Source organism: Aminobacterium mobile DSM 12262 (assembly GCF_000526395.1).
Classification (GTDB): domain Bacteria; phylum Synergistota; class Synergistia; order Synergistales; family Aminobacteriaceae; genus Aminobacterium; species Aminobacterium mobile.
Genome location: NZ_JAFZ01000002.1, coordinates 395,175 through 411,424 on the forward strand (window position 1 = coordinate 395,175; position 16,250 = coordinate 411,424).

Annotated in this window: 16 protein-coding genes; 5 read left to right on the top strand and 11 right to left on the bottom strand. The window is 44.2% G+C overall.

From position 1 onward, the window contains the following. The first annotated feature begins 74 nt into the window (after nt 1-74). Nucleotides 75-1,457, top strand: a complete 1,383-nt coding sequence (locus K360_RS0108705; RefSeq protein ID WP_034326885.1) for a phosphomannomutase/phosphoglucomutase — start codon at nt 75-77, stop codon at nt 1,455-1,457. A gap of 40 nt (nt 1,458-1,497) precedes the next feature. Here the strand turns inward: K360_RS0108705 and K360_RS0108710 are convergent, their stop codons facing one another. Beyond that, entirely contained in the window at nt 1,498-2,385 is an 888-nt protein-coding gene (locus tag K360_RS0108710) for an MBL fold metallo-hydrolase (protein ID WP_024822779.1), read from the bottom strand. Nucleotides 2,386-2,526: 141 nt separating this feature from the next. On the opposite strand from K360_RS0108710, the gene K360_RS11505 reads away from it, so the two are divergent. The 3 genes from K360_RS11505 to K360_RS0108725 all read left to right on the top strand — a co-directional run bounded on the left by K360_RS11505 (nt 2,527) and on the right by K360_RS0108725 (nt 4,255). Continuing rightward, entirely contained in the window at nt 2,527-2,658 is a 132-nt protein-coding gene (locus K360_RS11505; protein WP_274532069.1) for a hypothetical protein, read from the top strand. 170 nt (nt 2,659-2,828) lie between these two features. Beyond that, nucleotides 2,829-3,602, top strand: a complete 774-nt coding sequence (locus K360_RS0108720; RefSeq protein WP_024822780.1) for an amino acid ABC transporter ATP-binding protein — start codon at nt 2,829-2,831, stop codon at nt 3,600-3,602. Further along, nucleotides 3,602-4,255 (top strand): amino acid ABC transporter permease, encoded by a 654-nt coding sequence (locus K360_RS0108725; RefSeq protein ID WP_024822781.1) that lies wholly within the window; start codon nt 3,602-3,604, stop codon nt 4,253-4,255. Before K360_RS0108720 ends, K360_RS0108725 begins: the two co-directional genes overlap by 1 nt. Nucleotides 4,256-4,302: 47 nt before the next feature. Here the strand turns inward: K360_RS0108725 and K360_RS0108730 are convergent, their stop codons facing one another. The 10 genes from K360_RS0108730 to K360_RS0108775 form a co-directional block, all read right to left on the bottom strand. Beyond that, nucleotides 4,303-5,223: a hypothetical protein gene (locus K360_RS0108730; protein ID WP_024822782.1), complete on the bottom strand. Its 921-nt coding sequence runs from the start codon at nt 5,221-5,223 to the stop codon at nt 4,303-4,305. 49 nt (nt 5,224-5,272) lie between these two features. After that, nucleotides 5,273-6,064 carry a lysophospholipid acyltransferase family protein gene (locus K360_RS0108735; protein WP_156923390.1) on the bottom strand — a complete coding sequence of 264 codons (792 nt, stop codon included), beginning with the start codon at nt 6,062-6,064 and terminating at the stop codon, nt 5,273-5,275. 65 nt (nt 6,065-6,129) lie between these two features. Continuing rightward, entirely contained in the window at nt 6,130-7,029 is a 900-nt protein-coding gene (locus K360_RS0108740) for a hypothetical protein (protein ID WP_024822784.1), read from the bottom strand. Nucleotides 7,030-7,046: 17 nt separating this feature from the next. After that, entirely contained in the window at nt 7,047-8,330 is a 1,284-nt protein-coding gene (gene tyrS, locus K360_RS0108745) for a tyrosine--tRNA ligase (RefSeq protein ID WP_024822785.1), read from the bottom strand. A 24-nt stretch (nt 8,331-8,354) separates the two neighbouring features. Beyond that, complete coding sequence (locus K360_RS0108750; protein ID WP_024822786.1) at nt 8,355-9,866, bottom strand: hypothetical protein; 1,512 nt, start codon at nt 9,864-9,866, stop codon at nt 8,355-8,357. A gap of 80 nt (nt 9,867-9,946) precedes the next feature. Further along, nucleotides 9,947-11,563 (bottom strand): MBL fold metallo-hydrolase RNA specificity domain-containing protein, encoded by a 1,617-nt coding sequence (locus K360_RS0108755; protein ID WP_024822787.1) that lies wholly within the window; start codon nt 11,561-11,563, stop codon nt 9,947-9,949. A 1-nt stretch (nt 11,564) separates the two neighbouring features. Continuing rightward, nucleotides 11,565-12,971, bottom strand: a complete 1,407-nt coding sequence (locus K360_RS0108760; RefSeq protein WP_024822788.1) for a sensor histidine kinase — start codon at nt 12,969-12,971, stop codon at nt 11,565-11,567. Further along, nucleotides 12,968-13,603, bottom strand: a complete 636-nt coding sequence (locus K360_RS0108765; RefSeq protein WP_024822789.1) for a response regulator transcription factor — start codon at nt 13,601-13,603, stop codon at nt 12,968-12,970. Before K360_RS0108765 ends, K360_RS0108760 begins: the two co-directional genes overlap by 4 nt. A 98-nt stretch (nt 13,604-13,701) precedes the next feature. After that, nucleotides 13,702-14,283 carry an HDIG domain-containing metalloprotein gene (locus K360_RS0108770; RefSeq protein WP_024822790.1) on the bottom strand — a complete coding sequence of 194 codons (582 nt, stop codon included), beginning with the start codon at nt 14,281-14,283 and terminating at the stop codon, nt 13,702-13,704. A 48-nt stretch (nt 14,284-14,331) separates the two neighbouring features. Next, nucleotides 14,332-14,838 carry a deoxycytidylate deaminase gene (locus K360_RS0108775; RefSeq protein WP_024822791.1) on the bottom strand — a complete coding sequence of 169 codons (507 nt, stop codon included), beginning with the start codon at nt 14,836-14,838 and terminating at the stop codon, nt 14,332-14,334. 131 nt (nt 14,839-14,969) lie between these two features. Between K360_RS0108775 and K360_RS0108780 the strand changes: the two genes are divergently transcribed. After that, nucleotides 14,970-16,244 carry an MFS transporter gene (locus K360_RS0108780; RefSeq protein ID WP_024822792.1) on the top strand — a complete coding sequence of 425 codons (1,275 nt, stop codon included), beginning with the start codon at nt 14,970-14,972 and terminating at the stop codon, nt 16,242-16,244. Nucleotides 16,245-16,250 lie beyond the last annotated feature (6 nt).

Below are 16,250 nucleotides of genomic sequence, written 5' to 3' on the forward strand. Positions count from 1 at the left end.
CTCTTCAATACTATAAAAGGTGCTTTGTTATATAATGATTATGAAATGATAAAAGAGGAAGGTGATGACACCTGATGCAAGTTCCGTCACATATATTTAGAGAATATGATATTCGTGGCGTAGCCGATACAGAGCTCACTGCATATGTAGTAACAGCTATCGGGAAAGCCTATGGGACCTTGCTTCGCAGAGAAGGAATCTCCACTATAACAATAGGAGGAGATGTGAGACTTTCAACAGAAAGAATTCGACAAAATATTATCGACGGGGTCATATGGGCCGGCGTTAACGTAATAGATTTAGGGGTGGTAACTACGCCTCTTCTGTATTGGAGCCAGTTCCATTTTAACTTTGATGGAGCAGTTATGGTCACAGGAAGTCATAACCCTAAAGACATGAACGGCTTAAAACTGGCTTTAGGGAAAAGTACTATGTATGGAGAGCAGATTCAATCTATTTTAAATATGATTGAAAAAGATGATATGGTACCTGGGCAAACATTGGGCTCTGTAAAAAGAGAAGATATTTGGTCTGGCTATATCCAGATGCTCTTGTCGAAAATAAAATTGGGGCCACGAAAACTCAAAGTAGTTGCTGATGCTGGGAATGGAACAGCAGGGCTCTTTATCCAAAAATTTTTAGAAGGGTTAGGCTGCCGTGTTGTCCCTCTGTTCTGCCAACCTGATGGGAACTTTCCCAACCACCACCCAGATCCTCTGAAACGTGAAAATCTCGTCTCCCTCATTGAGACAGTAAAACGAGAAAAAGCCGATGTAGGTTTCGCCTTTGATGGGGATTCCGACCGAATAGGAGTTGTCGATGAGAAGGGTTCTGTAGTATGGGGAGACACACTCATGGCCTTATACTGGAGAGAAATCTTGCCTAAACATCCAGGAGCTGATGCTATCATAGAAGTAAAATGCTCTCAAGCCCTTGAAGACGAGATCCGTCGCTTAGGAGGAAAACCTCTTTATTATAAAGCTGGGCATTCCCTTATTAAGGCGAAAATGAAAGAGATAGGAGCTCTTTTCGCAGGCGAGTTGTCTGGACATATGTTCTTTGCCGACGAGTTTTATGGCTTTGATGACTCTTTCTACGCAGCTGGCCGCCTCCTGCGCATCCTCTCAAATGATCGCCGAACTCTGTCTGACATGCTTGTAGATTATCCCATTTATTACAGTACTGCAGAGATTAGAGTAGACTGTCCCGATAATAAGAAATTTCAAGTCATCGAAAAAATTAAAGAGGAAGCTCTTAAAGAGTACAAAGCTATCACTATCGATGGAGTACGAATTTTATATCCTCAGGGATGGGGTTTGGTAAGGGCTTCTAACACCCAGCCCGTGTTAGTGACAAGATGCGAGGGCAAGACAAAAGAAGATCTGGACTTTATTACGCAAGACATGAAAAAACGCATGATAGCAGTAGGAGTTTCCGATTTTCAGTGGACGTACTAATTTGAAAAAGGAAAGGGCATTTTTCATGCCCTTTCCTTTTTTAAACTTTCTCTTTCCACAATAAATAGCCTTCGTTTATATAAGGAACGATACATCCCTTTCTCTCAAGAAAAGATAAATAGGCAGCAATAGTAGCGCTGTTCAGCACATATTGAATAGAATCCATTTCTATGCCCCATTCTCTGGCCAATGCTGCAAGAATCTCCTCTCTGGAATGAGGAGTTTTACAAAGATTCAATACAGCCTCACTTAAATATTTAACGCCCTTTCGATTGGCTTCCACCAAAGAGGTAATATTTTGAACCGGCTTGGCATGGCTTGGTACAAACCAATTAGCTTCTGACATCTGAAGCATATCTAGCGTTCGAAGAACCCCTTCTACGTCCATAGAGACTATAAAACGATATTTCTCTATAATCTCTTGGGAAAAGACGCTATCGGCTACATAAAAAACTCCGTCTCTCGACTTTAATCCTACCATATTGAGAAAATGACCTGGAAGCCCCACAACCTCAAGCTCTGTGCCAGGAACCATTTCACCAGGGTGAATAACATGAGTGACCTTCGACGGCTCTGCTTCAAGGAATTTTCCTCGAATAGCATTAAATGGGTACGCTCCCCATAAAAGAAAAGGTTCGAGATAAGGATTTTGTGTCAAAACATTTTCAAGAGAGCTTGTTATAATAGCGCAAGAAGTTTTTTTCTGGAGATAAGCATTCCCTCCTATGTGGTCAGCATTGGAGTGAGTATTAATAATTCCATGGAGCGTCAAATTATGCTCTTGCAATAATTTAAATAATCTTCGCCCAGATGTCTCATCCCCCCCACTATCTATAAGGAAACAACCGCCATTCCCATCTTTCCATAACCCTATATTCACTCGCCCTGGGATAAAGCAACTCTGCGCTGTCAATTCTCGTATCTCCATAAGATATAAAACCTCCTTTCGAGTATATTCTAATACTTTGCTTTTTCTTTTCTCCATGCTAGAATGTTCTAGCTAATGGTTCGAACCAATAAAAAATAAATCATAGATGGTTCGAAAGGGCTATTTCAGGAGGTGCGTAGAATGGATAGCAAAAAACTGAAAAAAGCCATAAAGAGCGGACATGTAAAACAGCGTAACGAACAGACAGATGCTTTTGCCAACGCTATGGTAGATCTTAATCATGAATTATATCGGTGCCGATACGATTCATAGTTCATAGCTTGTTTTTTCGTGTTTTTACAAACAGGAGGGGCCTTGAGGCCCCATTTTTTATGCCTTTCTTCATTCTTGAGTACATGTTTTTCAATTTTTTTTCAGAAAAACGTTTGCTAGTAACCTAAAGTTGAGTTATAATGCCCGCGTTAAACAGGAGGTGAAGATTATTGCAAACTGCAATAGAAGTAAAAAATTTACATAAATCCTTCGGAGACCTTCATGTGTTGCAAGGAGTCTCCATGTCTGTTAGTGAAGGAGAGGTCGTATCTGTCATCGGCCCGAGCGGCTCAGGGAAGAGTACGTTGGCCCGGTGTATTTGTCGTCTCGAAGATATCAATGAAGGAGAGATTTACCTTTATGGGCAACGTGTCGACGGAGGGAAACACTCGAATAAAGAATTAGCGAGTCTTGTGGGAATGATCTTCCAGCAGTTTAACCTCTTTCCCCACCTTTCAGTTCTTGATAATATTACACTATGTCCTATTCAAATCAAGGGGATGAAAAAAAGCGATGCAGAGGAACTGGCTGTTCGTCTTCTGGAACGAGTAGGGCTCGGAGATAAAGTTCAAGCCAAACCTGCACAGCTTTCTGGAGGGCAACAACAACGGGTAGCCATAGCTAGGGCTCTGGCTATGCAGCCTAAAATTATGCTTTTTGATGAACCTACCAGTGCTCTTGACCCTGAGCTTGTAGGCGAAGTGCTTGATGTTATAGCACAGCTCGCCGAGACAGGAATGACTATGATGATTATTACCCATGAAATGACATTTGCCAAAGAGGTCTCTGATAAAATTGTCTTCATGGCTGATGGGAATATAGTGGAAGAGGGAACCCCCAGTGATATTATGACGAGGCCTTCTCACCCAAGGACGCAAGCATTTTTACAGCGCATGCTTGCCCATTTCGGAGAAGAAATACCTGAACGGGGAGGCGAATGTTAATGACCCTGGATTTTACGGCTATTACTCCATATTGGCACATGTTTTTGACGGGGGCATCCATCACGGTAAAAGCTTCTATGTTAGCTGTGATCTTTGGAGCCATTATAGGCGTGTTTGTAGGAGCTTTACGGGTTGTACCCTTCACACCCTTAAAATCTTTAGCAGCAGCCTATATTTATGTAATACGAGGAACACCCCTTTTAATTCAGCTTTTCCTCATCTATTTTGGATTACCCTCCCTTGGCATTAATTTACCCGCTTTTGCTGCCGGGATTATTGGACTCTCCATCAACTCTGCAGGATATGTTGGAGAAATTGTTCGAGGTGGGATAGAGGCAGTCCCCAAGGGACAATGGGAAGCAGCAAAAGTATTAGGTCTTTCTTATCTGGGGACTATGCGCTATATTATTCTGCCTCAAGCCATACGGAATATGCTTCCAGCTTTCGGGAATGAATTCGTAACACTTATAAAAGAATCGTCACTTCTATCTACATTGGCCATCGCCGATTTGACCATGGTAGGGCAACAAGTTCGAAGCGTTACGTATGCATCTTTTGAGACATTTATAATGGTAGGTCTTATCTACCTTTTCCTCACCAGCTTTACAAGCCTGGGTCTCCAGTTTTTGGAGAAACGCTGGCAAGTCCGATAAGAGATAAAATAGGGGAAGGAACATTGCAATTCCTTCCCCTATTTTGTTTAGTTCGGATACGTAGTAGCCTGTCTTTTTCTGCCATAATACTCCATTTCCCTCATCGCTTCCCGAGCTTCTAAATACCCCCACGACGCAGATATAATCTCCCGTATTGACAACTTTCCTTTTTCCCTCAGCTCATTCCACAAAGGCAAGGGCAGATAAAGCCACACACGGAAGATGGTTTCAGTTTTATCCAAAGATTGTTCCGATAAAATAAGGTATCCAGTTCGACTAAAGAGAACTACCGGGCGAGAACGTTGAGACGTCATGCGCTGTAGATCATCAAGAGTGAAAGAGAGTGTTTCAAGCTCAGCCATATCCTTTCCTCCCGGCAAATCTGTAAGAGAAAACCAGATCTGGGGTTGATGACTCTGATCGCTAAAAGCACCTCCAGCACTCTTAAGCCATGTCTTAATTCGCGCTACTGAGGAATAATCATTTCGAGCTAAAGCGAAACGAACACCCCAATAGGCCTGTTTGACAGATTGGTCTCTTTCTATAAGTTCTAGAATAAAATGTTCATCTTGCAAGGTTTCTTCTGTTAAAAGATCGACCATGTCGTTACGAAGCAACCCTTTAAGAATGAGTATCGCTGGTACATGCTCGCCAGGAGGTTCCATCTGCCCTAACAAGCTCCTCCGAAGCTCGGACACTATCTCCGCACTAAGAAAAATAGTATGAAGGCTCTCTACAGCCAGAGAAAGGGGTTTATTTTGGTACAAAAAGACCTCAGTCATCTCCACATCCCCTAATTTGCCCCATACCCATTTTTCATCGTTAAGGATAGAGGAAGATCCAATAAGGATCCTATTATATGGCAGGAGGAGAACGACCCGTGGAGCATCAGTTTTTGGAAGACCAGGCACTGTCATCGTATCCGGAAGCCTGACGATGTTGCCCGAAGACATCAGCTCATAGATCACTATTACCCCCTCCTTTCTCTAAAAAGCATACCACGAGGGAATAATCTTATCAAGGTAAAGAGGTGTGCCAACGTCGATGGAGCCAGAGCCACTGCTCCGGATGGCGATATACCATCTTCTCTATGACGGTATCGGCAGTAAGGGTAATAGCTTCTATTCTTTCTTTACGCTTCCCTTCCTCTGGAAGAAGCAGCGGAGGAGAGACAATGATTTGATGGTGAAAGGGAGCAATGCGATAAGAAATAACAGGCACAATGGGAACGTCAGCCATAAGAGAAATAGCAGCCGGTCCGTTGACAGTAGAGCATTTTTTCCCTAAGAACGTTGAAGAAATGCCGGAAGGACCGCCATCCTGATCGGCAAGAAGACCAAGAAAAGCCCCCGATTGCACTAATCTCACAGCCTCTTTCATTATGAATCTCTTTTTAAGGGTTCGAAGTCCTACGCGAGAGCGGTATTCTTCAATTAAATCTGCAATATCACTATCATCGGGATCTCGTACCACCGCATAGAGAGGGTATCCTCGCTGACAAAGCCATGCAGCCAACAACTCCCAGTTTCCCAAATGAGCTGTAAGAATGACCGCTCCTTTTTGCCGCATGAACAAGTCTTGGAGGATACTTTCTCCTTCTATATCTACAACCCAATCAAGAGCCTGACGGGGGTTATCTACCAATACAAGATACTCCGAAAGCATCCAGGCTATATGATTGTACACACCTGAAAGAGTTTCATTACGCCAGCTTTCTGATGACGGGAAAGAGGAATTTTCCATATTAGAAAGTGCTACTCCCTTTCGAGGGGCAATAGAACACAAGAGACGATGAACTAGTTTGGCCATCGCTGTGGCACGCCAGCCTGGGGCAGCGCACTTTTGAAATATTTTTAACAAAATAGAACCAGAGCTCACTTCAATGCACCATCCAGTTGAGAGTAAATTTTAAGAAGGGCGTCCACACTCTCTTGAGGCGTCCACACGTTAAGAAGGCAATTTCGGGCTTTTACAGCCGTGTTTTTCCCCTGAGAAGAGAAAGAAGAGAAAAGAATTTCTTCAAACAAAAGAGGGCCGTCAGAAGATTTCTGAACCCTCACATACCCTTCAGAGCCTAAAAGTCGGTCGAGAAAGGCAGAAGGGGGGCTCAAAACGGGAACACCGAGAATAGAAGCTTGTGCTGCCAGCAAAGCCAAAGAGGGGTGATCTGATAAAAGCAACAACACTCCCCCTCTCTGACCCATAAGCGGCAATATATATGAAGAGTGAGAAAGAGTTTTTCCAGGCCACTCTTGCTGTTTGGGAAATGGCACTTTAAAAATGGGCATATTTTGGTTCAAGAGGATAGATAACCAATAGCCAGTTGCTTCATTAGGGACGCCGGCTATAAAAAGAGCCGGTGCCCCGCTACATTTAAAACCCTCTTCAGCTAAAGCCCATGAAATTTTTGATTCAAAAGCAGGTGGTATAAAAAAACTTTTTTGGGAAAGCCCCCGGTAAGAGGCCTTCAATCCGCTCGTGCTCTGAATCGTTTTGGCGTGGACACCAACAAGAGGCCACCAGGGAGGTGGTGTCCCCCATACATGCCAAATCCTTCCCTTCGTCGCAAACAGCAACGCTTTATCTCTCCATGAGAGAGAGGACCATAATTCTGGCGTTGAGAAATCTAACCATTGGTCATTTTTAAGAGCAAAGAACCTGAAGTAAGGTAAACGCCCCCGAAGCTCTCTCACAAGGGAACCAATGACTGCCAATTCCCAAACAGGCAGAGAGCTTGTAAGAAGCCAAACAAGAGAGTCCCCACACATGTTCACACGCAACACCGCCGAAGCTAATGTTTCACTTCCAGAAGATGGAATCGCTTCTTGCCAAGTCTCACAAAAACAAAACGCTCTGCTATAAGATGCTCCTCATCTATTACGGTGTTTTCGTCAGAAACTCGTTCTCCATTAAGGTAGACTCCTCCACCTCGAATAAGACGTCTAACTTCTCCCTTGCTTTGACATGCTCCAGAAGAAGCCAAAACATCAACAAGAGAAAGTGGCAACCTTTCCGTTATCATGCTGCTAGGAACTTCTCCTGCCAGCATCTCCATAAGCTCTCCCGTCATTTCATCGTGGGACACATCTCCACCAAAGAGAATCTCACTGGCTTGACGAACAGTTTCTGCTGCGTGAGTGCCGTGGACAAGAGAGGTTACTTCCCATGCTAGCCTTTTCTGAGCCTCCCGCTGCTCTGGTGACTGTTCATGCTTCTTCATGATGTCATGAATCTCTTCTAGAGGAAGGAAAGTAAAGAACCGTAACAGACGATCTACCATTTCGTCCTCGGTATTGATCCAGAACTGGTAGAAACGGTATGGGGACGTTCGCTTCGGGTCAAGCCATACCGCACCGCCCTCTGTTTTACCAAACTTGGTTCCCGAGGAATTCAATAGTAAGGGGTTCGTCCAACCAAAAACCTGGTCTCCTGTACATTTTCGAATTAAATCAATACCTGAAACGATATTCCCCTGCTGATCGTTCCCGCCCATTTGCACACGACACTTGTAGGTCTTTAGAAGATGCATAAAATCGTAAGCTTGCAGAAGTGTATAAGAAAACTCTGTGTAGGAGATACTTTTTTCTGGGTCCGCCAATCTTGATTTCACATGTTCTTTGTTAATCATATAATTAACAGAAAAATATTTTCCCACGTCTCGCAGGAAATCAAGGACAGTTATATGCTGCAGCCAATCGTAGTTATTTACGATAATTGCCGAATTCTCGCCACAATCAAAATTCATAAAATGTTCGAGTTGTTTCCGTACACCCTCTATGTTTTTTCTCACCATATCGGGAGAAAGGAGATTACGTTCCTTGCTTTTTCCTGAAGGATCTCCAATCATACCTGTCCCACCACCAGCAAGACAGATCGGGCGATGGCCTAAGCGTTGAAGCCAGCTCAATGTCATAATAGGGATCAAATGGCCTACGTGAAGACTGTCTGCCGTAGGATCGAAACCCACATATGCCGTGAGCATCTCTTTACTATTAAACAAGTCTTCCAATTCTTCTGGATGACTGCTCCATTCGATTAGACCCCGTTCCTGAAGAACGTGGAAAGCATTTTCCATTGCACTTTTCCTCCTATACTTCCTTTATATATTTGAGTCGTTCTCAAGCGTTTCGCTCTTCGCGGGGAACGACCATCGTACATGCCCCTCGTGAATATTTGGCATAACTATAGATATTTCACCTACTTTTCGAAGGTTTGCAGCAATCTGAGCAAGCTCTTCAGCACTATGCCCTACTTCACTTCCCATTTTCCCCGCTAAAGCGGAAGCCCTTGCTATCATTTCCAAAGCTTCTGCCAAACGTTGACCGTCGCCATATAACCACGCAAAAGCTTCAGAAGTCCCTTTGAGGGAAGGGATTACAATACTTGCCTTTCTCCCTTCCTTAACATCATTTTTCTGGATCACACCAAAGGCTGCCAAATTATCATTTGCCACTCCTACAATAGTAAAGGGAATGTCTGTAGTTCCCCCTGCGGGGAATCCTTCAAGAGGATGAACAGAGGGAACAAGCATTCTCCATTCCTGATCCCAAAATGCTTCTGCTAATTTTTGCCCTACCGCACCTCGCTCTGGGAATTGGACAAGAAAACCAGGGAGGGTGAAAAAGAGGATTTTGCTGTTTCCCCCTACAGTTAAAGAAACTGGACCTTTCAGCAAGGAGAATAGTTCTTGCTGTGTTAGAGGGAAATCTGCTGATATTTCACTTAAGATCTCTTCTTCTATAGGGAGCCCCTCCATGTTAGGAAGATTAATCCCTGCGGCAAAAACAAGAGGCTCAGGAATAATCATTCGATAATCCCATCGAGAAGTGGAAAGACTTCCCAAAATTTGAGATGGGATCAGAGCTTCAATTCCAGAAATTTTCCATTTAAACTCTCCCCGCTCGCTATTTTCTACCCATGACGCGTCTAAAGCACACGGGACGAGGGTAACATCAAAACCGTCCAAAGAAAGAAGCTGAGAAAGCAGGCCTCCATCATAAAAACGGAAGTGGTTTTTCCAGTCACGGCTCACTTTCCAATCGGTTTTAAACTTCTCTTCTTCATTTTTTAGAATAATTTTCATATGACCCAAATCTTCTAGCGATGTGGAAAAAAGGGATAAACCACCATCTACAACAACATAAAGAGAAGGCATATCTTTTCCCCAATCTAAGCGAGTCGTACCTTTTTCATCTCGAACCAAAGAAATAGCATCTTTCAAAGAAGACCATTCTTCGGGAATTGCTCCTTTTTCCAGACTCTGAGTTGTTGTAAGATTAAAAAGAGCCGCAGCGTAAAGGTGGGGCTGATTGTCTCGCCACGCAACAAGACACGCTCCCTGGCGAGAGTAGGAAAGAAACGGAGACACGGATTGAGTTACTTGCAGGAAAGGCCGAGCCTGCTCTGCTTCTTCCATAAGATCGCTGGGAATAGGAAAAGAAAAAACCTTCCCCTCTCCTTCTACGTATACATAAGGTGTAGACGCTTCAGGCGTTGGGATGGGTGCAGAAACAGTGCGCTGTTCAGGTTGCCTTCCTATAAATAGAATAGCAAGCCCGATAATGACAAAACACGAAATGAAAGCACCCCAAAAATAAAGTCCTTTTCTCATTTTTCTCCCTCCCAGCTATGGAAATCAACCTTTCTATCATAGACTTAAAAGAGCAACATGACCAGAAAGGGGATAATATTTTATACTTCTTTCTCCTCAAATATGCCAGTTTTCTGTTCAGCTGTTTCTAACAAAACAATCGTAGACTGAAGGAGAGGCAAAAGAGGTTCCGGTTCCTTCACTTCCTCTGATTTTGCCCGAATAGAAGCTGCCAGCTCTACTATATCGGTGAGAAGATCATTCATCTGATCCAGACTCTTTATGCGCGGGACAGCTGCCGGAATTGAGATGGATGTCTCTATGCCCTTAAGTGGCGTAAGCTCGAACTCTTCTCCCACTACTGGCGCCATGGCTTGCAGGCCTCTTTCCTTAAGAGCTCCTACGAGAGCCATAGAAGATTTCGGCTCTCCATGGGTAATAAAGAAAACAGGGCGGTTCTCAAAATTTCCTGCCCATGCAAGAAGGTCGTTTTTATCTCCATGAGCGGAAAAACCATTGATCGTATGAAGTTTTGCTTTTACGTTCAATTCTTCTCCTGCAATACGCAATGTTTTTTCCCCATCAACAAGTCGACGTCCGATTGTTCCGCGTGCTTGATACCCTACAAAAACCACTTGATTATGAGGATCCCAAATGCCGTGTTTTAAATGATGAACTATACGGCCACCATTGCACATGCCGCTACCTGCCATTACTATCGCATGTTTTATGTCGTTAATTTGACGAGAATCTTCGACGCTCTCTACATATTGAAGATGTTTTGGCGAGAAGGGGTCATCCCCTTCTTTTACATGTCCTTGTATTTCTCGCGACAGAAGACTTAAGTGGTGATTATAAATTTCAGTCGCTTTCACTCCCATAGGAGAATCGAAAAATATAGGAACACCATCTCGAAGAATCCCCTCTTTTTGAAGGAGCATCAGCTCAAAAAGAATACGTTGTGCTCGATCAACAACAAAAGTGGGTATCATCACTTTTGCCCTAGATCTTAAAGCCTCTTTGATAACACTACGAAATTCAGCTCGTGTCTCATCGTTAGAGCGGTGGAGCCGATCTCCGTAGGTCGATTCTATGACTACATAATCTGCCCGAGAAATAATGGCAGGATTTCTCTCCATAACCGTCTCTTGCGGTCCGAGATCGCCGCTAAAAACAATCTTTACCTCATCTCCATCCTCTTGCAACCATATTTCGAGAATAGCGCTGCCAAGGATATGTCCGGCATCTCTAAATCTCACGGAAATATGAGGAGCCACTTCTATCTTATCATCGTATGTAGCAGGAGAGAGCAATTGGGAAGCTCTTTCTGCATACTCCTGAGTATAGAGAGGTTCTACAGGTGGAAGACCTTTTCTGGCATTTTTCCTCGTCTTCCATTCTGCTTCTTCCTTCATAAGCCTTACAGAATCTTGCCATAAGACATTCACCAGTTCTACAGTAGGAAGAGTAGCCCATATTTTTCCTTTAAACCCTCTTTGGACAAGGAGGGGTACGCGTCCAGAGTGATCAATATGAGCATGGGTAAGAAGAACAGCGTCGATACTTGATGGCACAAAGTCAAATTCACTTCTGTTCTTCGTATCCTCTCCCCTACCCTGATACATTCCACAATCTACTAGAATTCGGCTTTTCCCACATTCGATCAAATAGTTAGAACCAGTAACTTCTCCTGCAGCACCTAGAACCTTTAATCTCATTCTATTCGTCCCTTTCGGGGCTGCCTCCTTTCGTTTCATCAAGGATCTCTTCTCGCTTATAAGGAACAACGCATTGGAGCAACGTCCCCTGCCCGGGTGCTGAAACGACATGAAAGTCTCCCTTTAATGTCGTGATACGTTCCATCATGTTCGCTAAGCCTCGATGCCCCTTTAAGAGGAGTTCTTCAAAAGTCTGGTTCAACTCAAAACCTATGCCATTATCTTGGATGTTAAAATGGATAAAAGATCCCCTGGGAAAGATCTCTCCATGTACAGACGTAGCCTGACCGTGACGCACTGCATTAGAGACCGCTTCCTGAAAAATTCTGAAAAAAGCAAGAACTATTTCAGAAGATAAGCTCAGATCTTCATCTACATCGATAGTTACATCTATTCCGTTATGTCTAGCCAGCCGATCAGCTAGTTCTGTAAGGGCATGTTCTCCGCCGAGCTCAAGCCATGGTGGAGAAAGAGAGTCACACATCTCTCTCATTTCACGTACCGCCATTTGCGCTGCTTCTTCCGCCAATTTTAAATGAGTCTGTCCTACCTCTCCGCATAGATTCATATCAAAAAGGCGCATTTGTTGGATCATAGCTGTAATATCCTGAAGAGGTCCGTCATGGATCTCTCTGGCAATCCTCTTCTTTTCGTCTTCCTGGACACTGACAATATCATGAACATATCGGTTCCTCAAATCGTCTCGCTCAATAGCTGCCTTGGCCAATCTATACAAGGCCCGGCGAAGACGACCCAGTTCAAAAACAGCTTGAGGATCATCTGGCTCAGGCAATTCTTTCCCCCATACAAGGGAATCTACCTCTATCATCATCCGACGAAGAGGCAAAATAAGCCACCGCCACATTGCCCAGACAGCGATAAGGCTTGTAAGGGTCATAAGAACAATGAGCACAGGCCAAATATGACCGAAGCGAAGCAACGGTCCAATAAGCTGGCGCCAAGCCACCGCCGCAATAACCAAACGGCTCCCTTCATCAATAGGGTATACAGCAATAGTATAGCGATCTCCTTGCCGATCTCGCACCTCCACAGCACGGCCGATAGGAATACGTGGATCCCAAATAGCTGCGAGATTACTCACTCCGGGAGAAGCCATGAGCACTTTACCGTCAGGAGTTATAACTGCGATCCATCCAGGAAGAGAAGGACCCCATGAAAAGACTTTAAGCTGTCTGAAAATAGAGGGATACATTCCCCCTCCCCCCCAAAAAGGAGAATCTAAATTCAGCCACGACGCTACATTTTCTGCCAAATCCTCTACATAGGACCGAGTAACAGCCTCCATAGCCCATTCCTGATGTATCATGGCCACACTGGAGACCACCAGCACGGCCAGCGTGGGGAGGGTAACAGCCAAAATAAGGAGAAGAAGCAGATGACGCCTCATTCCAGCAATTCCTCAAGGGTTACAACTCCGTACTTCAAAGCAAGAAGTAAAGCTTCCGTCTTATTCCTCGCTCCTAGCTTATCGTAAATTGAAGCCAGGTGAGTTTGTACCGTCCGCTCGCTAATAAAAAGTTCAGAGGCCACCTCCTTACTTGAAAGGCCTTTCGAAGCAAGGACTAACACTTCTCTTTCTCGGGAAGATAGGGATTCGGGTACTAACTCTCTATCCCCTACAACTGTAGCTACTTCTGAATCAAGGTACAATCCTCCCTGTACCACTGTTTGTATAGCTCGTATTAATTCCTGGGGAGTAGCCGTTTTTAACACGAACCCCCTGGCCCCAGCCCGAAGAGAGGCCACTACATACTGATGCGCATCATAGGACGTAAGCATGATAGAAAATACTGGAAGTTTTTCTTCCTTAATACGGCGAGCTATAGAAACTCCGTCCTCTCCAGGCATTCGTATATCGAGAAGCGCTACATCAGGTTTAAGCTGAGAGATAAGCTCCCAAGCTTCTACGCCATCTTTTGCCTCTCCCACTAACTCTATGGATTTTTCCTGTTGAAGATAAGCAGAGAGTCCAGCCCGAGTAAGCGGATGATCGTCCGCTAAAACCACACGTATAGACATAATATAGTCCCTCCAAGGTCAATATATCTCATTTTTCTATCATAGCGAAATGACCCTTTTTGACAATCGGTGAAGTAGCTGAACTCTCTATACGACTTTTACACCTCTAGGGAGCCCAGCCCAAGTTCCTCTTCTATAGGTTGCAACGCACTGATCACTCCATCAATAAGCTCATCTATGACTACATCCAGCATTTCAGCACCTTTTAGAATAACATCCCGATTCACGCCTCGAGCAAAAGCCTTGTCCTTCCATTTTTTCTTCACTGATTTCACGGTGAGGTCTTGCAAAGATTTAGATGGGCGAACGAGAGCTGCCGCTATAACAAGGCCAGTGAGTTCATCAACAGCGTATAAGGTTTTTTCCATAAGAGATACAGGTTTCACATCTGATACCATTCCCCAGCCATGTGCCTTCACCGCTCTCACAATATCTTCTGGGTACCCTTTTGCTTCAAGCCAAAGAGCTCCTTCGTGGGTATGCCTTTCCGGTGTATCCTGAGTTCTTTCCCAATCTATATCATGGAGCAGCCCAACGACCCCCCATTTTTCCATATCAGCGTCTGCCTTTCTCGCAAAATATCGCATTGCAGCTTCAACAGCTAAGGCGTGTTTGATATGGCTTTCATCCTTATTATATTCTCGCAACACATTCATGGCCTCTTCACGACTTACAGACACAATGCATACCTCCCCATATTCTCTTTTTCATATTTACATAAGTCACTCCTAAGCTCTCTGTCGCAAAAAGGCCTTAAGAGCGACATCCATCTCCTGGAAAACATCTTCAGAGAGCTGGCATACTTCCATTGAAGCCTCGGATCGTAATTGCACCGCTAAAGCATCGGGATAGGGGTAGACAAACACGATTCGCTTGATGCCAGCATTAATTATTGCTTTTGTACAAAAAGAGCAAGGTTCGTGAGTACAGTAAAGCACGGCCCCATCCGTACTCGTTCCTACTGCCGCCGCCTGAGCAATAGCATTAATCTCTGCATGAGAGCCACGGCAGATCTCATGGCGCTCTCCCGAAGGAATGCCAAGCTGCTCACGAAGACATCCCACCTCAGAACAGTGAGGAACACCTTTAGGAGCCCCATTATAGCCAGTACTTATAATCTGAAGATCTTTTACAATCACAGCTCCTACTTTACGACGCAGACAAGTCCCTCGCGTTGCAGCTACAGCAGCAATCATCATAAAATAAGAATCCCAGTCTGGACGAAAATACGTCATCATATCCTCCACGTTTTGTTTAAAATCTTTATTCTTGATCGACATTATATCATTGCGAATATATACCCACGGGTATCAGTCACTATGGTACTATCATATTAATATAAATTCGATGGCAAAGAGGTGAACTTGTGATAAATAACAGTCTTCATATTCTCAAAGATCGTCGCGTTCTTTCATGGTGCCTTTATGATGTAGGAAACTCAGCTTTCGCGACTACCATTATGGCCGCAATTCTTCCCGTCTATTTCAAAGAAATCGCCACGCCATTTCTCTCTGGAAACTTGCCCACTATTTATTGGGGGTATACATCAGCCATCGCCCTTCTTTGCAGTGCCCTTGCAGCTCCCTTTCTCGGAGCTTTAGGGGATGTTGGCCAAATGAAAAAGAAAATGCTTCTTTTTTTTACCCTCCTTGGCATTCTCGCTTCCTGTGCTCTGTTTTTTACAGATCATGGCGATTGGTTCCTCACTCTTGTCTTCATGGCAATTGGAACGATAGGTTTTTCCTCCGCCATCATCTTTTATGATGCACTCCTTCCCCACCTCATTCCTCATCATTACATTGATATGGTTTCGTCTCTAGGATATGCTTTAGGGTACTTGGGTGGTGGTATTTTACTGGCACTCAATATTGTTATGATTTACATTTGGCCCGGTACTTTCGGCCCTCGACTTTCTTTCTTGTCAGTAGCCATATGGTGGGCAATTTTTACCCTTCCTCTTTTTCTTCACGTACCAGAACCACTCACAACGCACCATACTGTTTCTTACTCCCAAAACGTGGCAAAAGAGGCTATTCTGCGGCTGGGAAAAACATTTGTAGGGATTCGGAAATACCCTGATCTTTTTAGATTCTTGATAGCTTTCTGGCTCTACAATGATGGCATTGGAACAATGATACACATGGCTGCTATTTATGGGGCTCAAGTAGGAATTTCCATGATCCATCTCGTAGGCGCTCTTCTTTTAACCCAATTTGTTGGCGTGCCTTTCTCCATTTTTTTTGGAAGACTCGCATCTCGCATAGGGAGCAAAGAGGCTATTCTCGTTGGACTTTTCGGATATACGCTCATATCTGTGGGGGCTATTTTTCTTGCTACGCCATGGCATTTTTGGCTCCTCGCTTTTGCAGTGGGAACAGTACAAGGTGGAACTCAAGCTATGAGCCGCAGCCTTTATGCTCGCATGCTGCCCCCTTCCAGAAGTGCCGAATTTTTTGGTTTTTACGATATTTCCAGCAAATTTGCTGGAGTCCTCGGCCCCTTTTTATTTGGTTTTATTACGCAGATAACCCATTCAAGCAGAATTGGGATCGCTATTTTGGCTTTAACTTTCGTAGCTGGAGCCATAATCTTGCGGAAAGTAAATGTTATGAGAGGAATTCACAACGCTTCTCTGCAATAACGCTAC

Coding starts and splice junctions, on each gene's coding strand:
- K360_RS0108705 (WP_034326885.1), top strand. CDS start 75: ATGCAAGTTCCGTCACATATATTTAGAGAATATGATATTCGTGGCGTA.
- K360_RS0108710 (WP_024822779.1), bottom strand. CDS start 2,385: ATGGAGATACGAGAATTGACAGCGCAGAGTTGCTTTATCCCAGGGCGA.
- K360_RS11505 (WP_274532069.1), top strand. CDS start 2,527: ATGGATAGCAAAAAACTGAAAAAAGCCATAAAGAGCGGACATGTAAAA.
- K360_RS0108725 (WP_024822781.1), top strand. CDS start 3,602: ATGACCCTGGATTTTACGGCTATTACTCCATATTGGCACATGTTTTTG.
- K360_RS0108735 (WP_156923390.1), bottom strand. CDS start 6,064: ATGGCCAAACTAGTTCATCGTCTCTTGTGTTCTATTGCCCCTCGAAAG.
- tyrS (WP_024822785.1), bottom strand. CDS start 8,330: ATGGAAAATGCTTTCCACGTTCTTCAGGAACGGGGTCTAATCGAATGG.
- K360_RS0108750 (WP_024822786.1), bottom strand. CDS start 9,866: ATGAGAAAAGGACTTTATTTTTGGGGTGCTTTCATTTCGTGTTTTGTC.
- K360_RS0108755 (WP_024822787.1), bottom strand. CDS start 11,563: ATGAGATTAAAGGTTCTAGGTGCTGCAGGAGAAGTTACTGGTTCTAAC.
- K360_RS0108760 (WP_024822788.1), bottom strand. CDS start 12,971: ATGAGGCGTCATCTGCTTCTTCTCCTTATTTTGGCTGTTACCCTCCCC.
- K360_RS0108765 (WP_024822789.1), bottom strand. CDS start 13,603: ATGTCTATACGTGTGGTTTTAGCGGACGATCATCCGCTTACTCGGGCT.
- K360_RS0108775 (WP_024822791.1), bottom strand. CDS start 14,838: ATGACGTATTTTCGTCCAGACTGGGATTCTTATTTTATGATGATTGCT.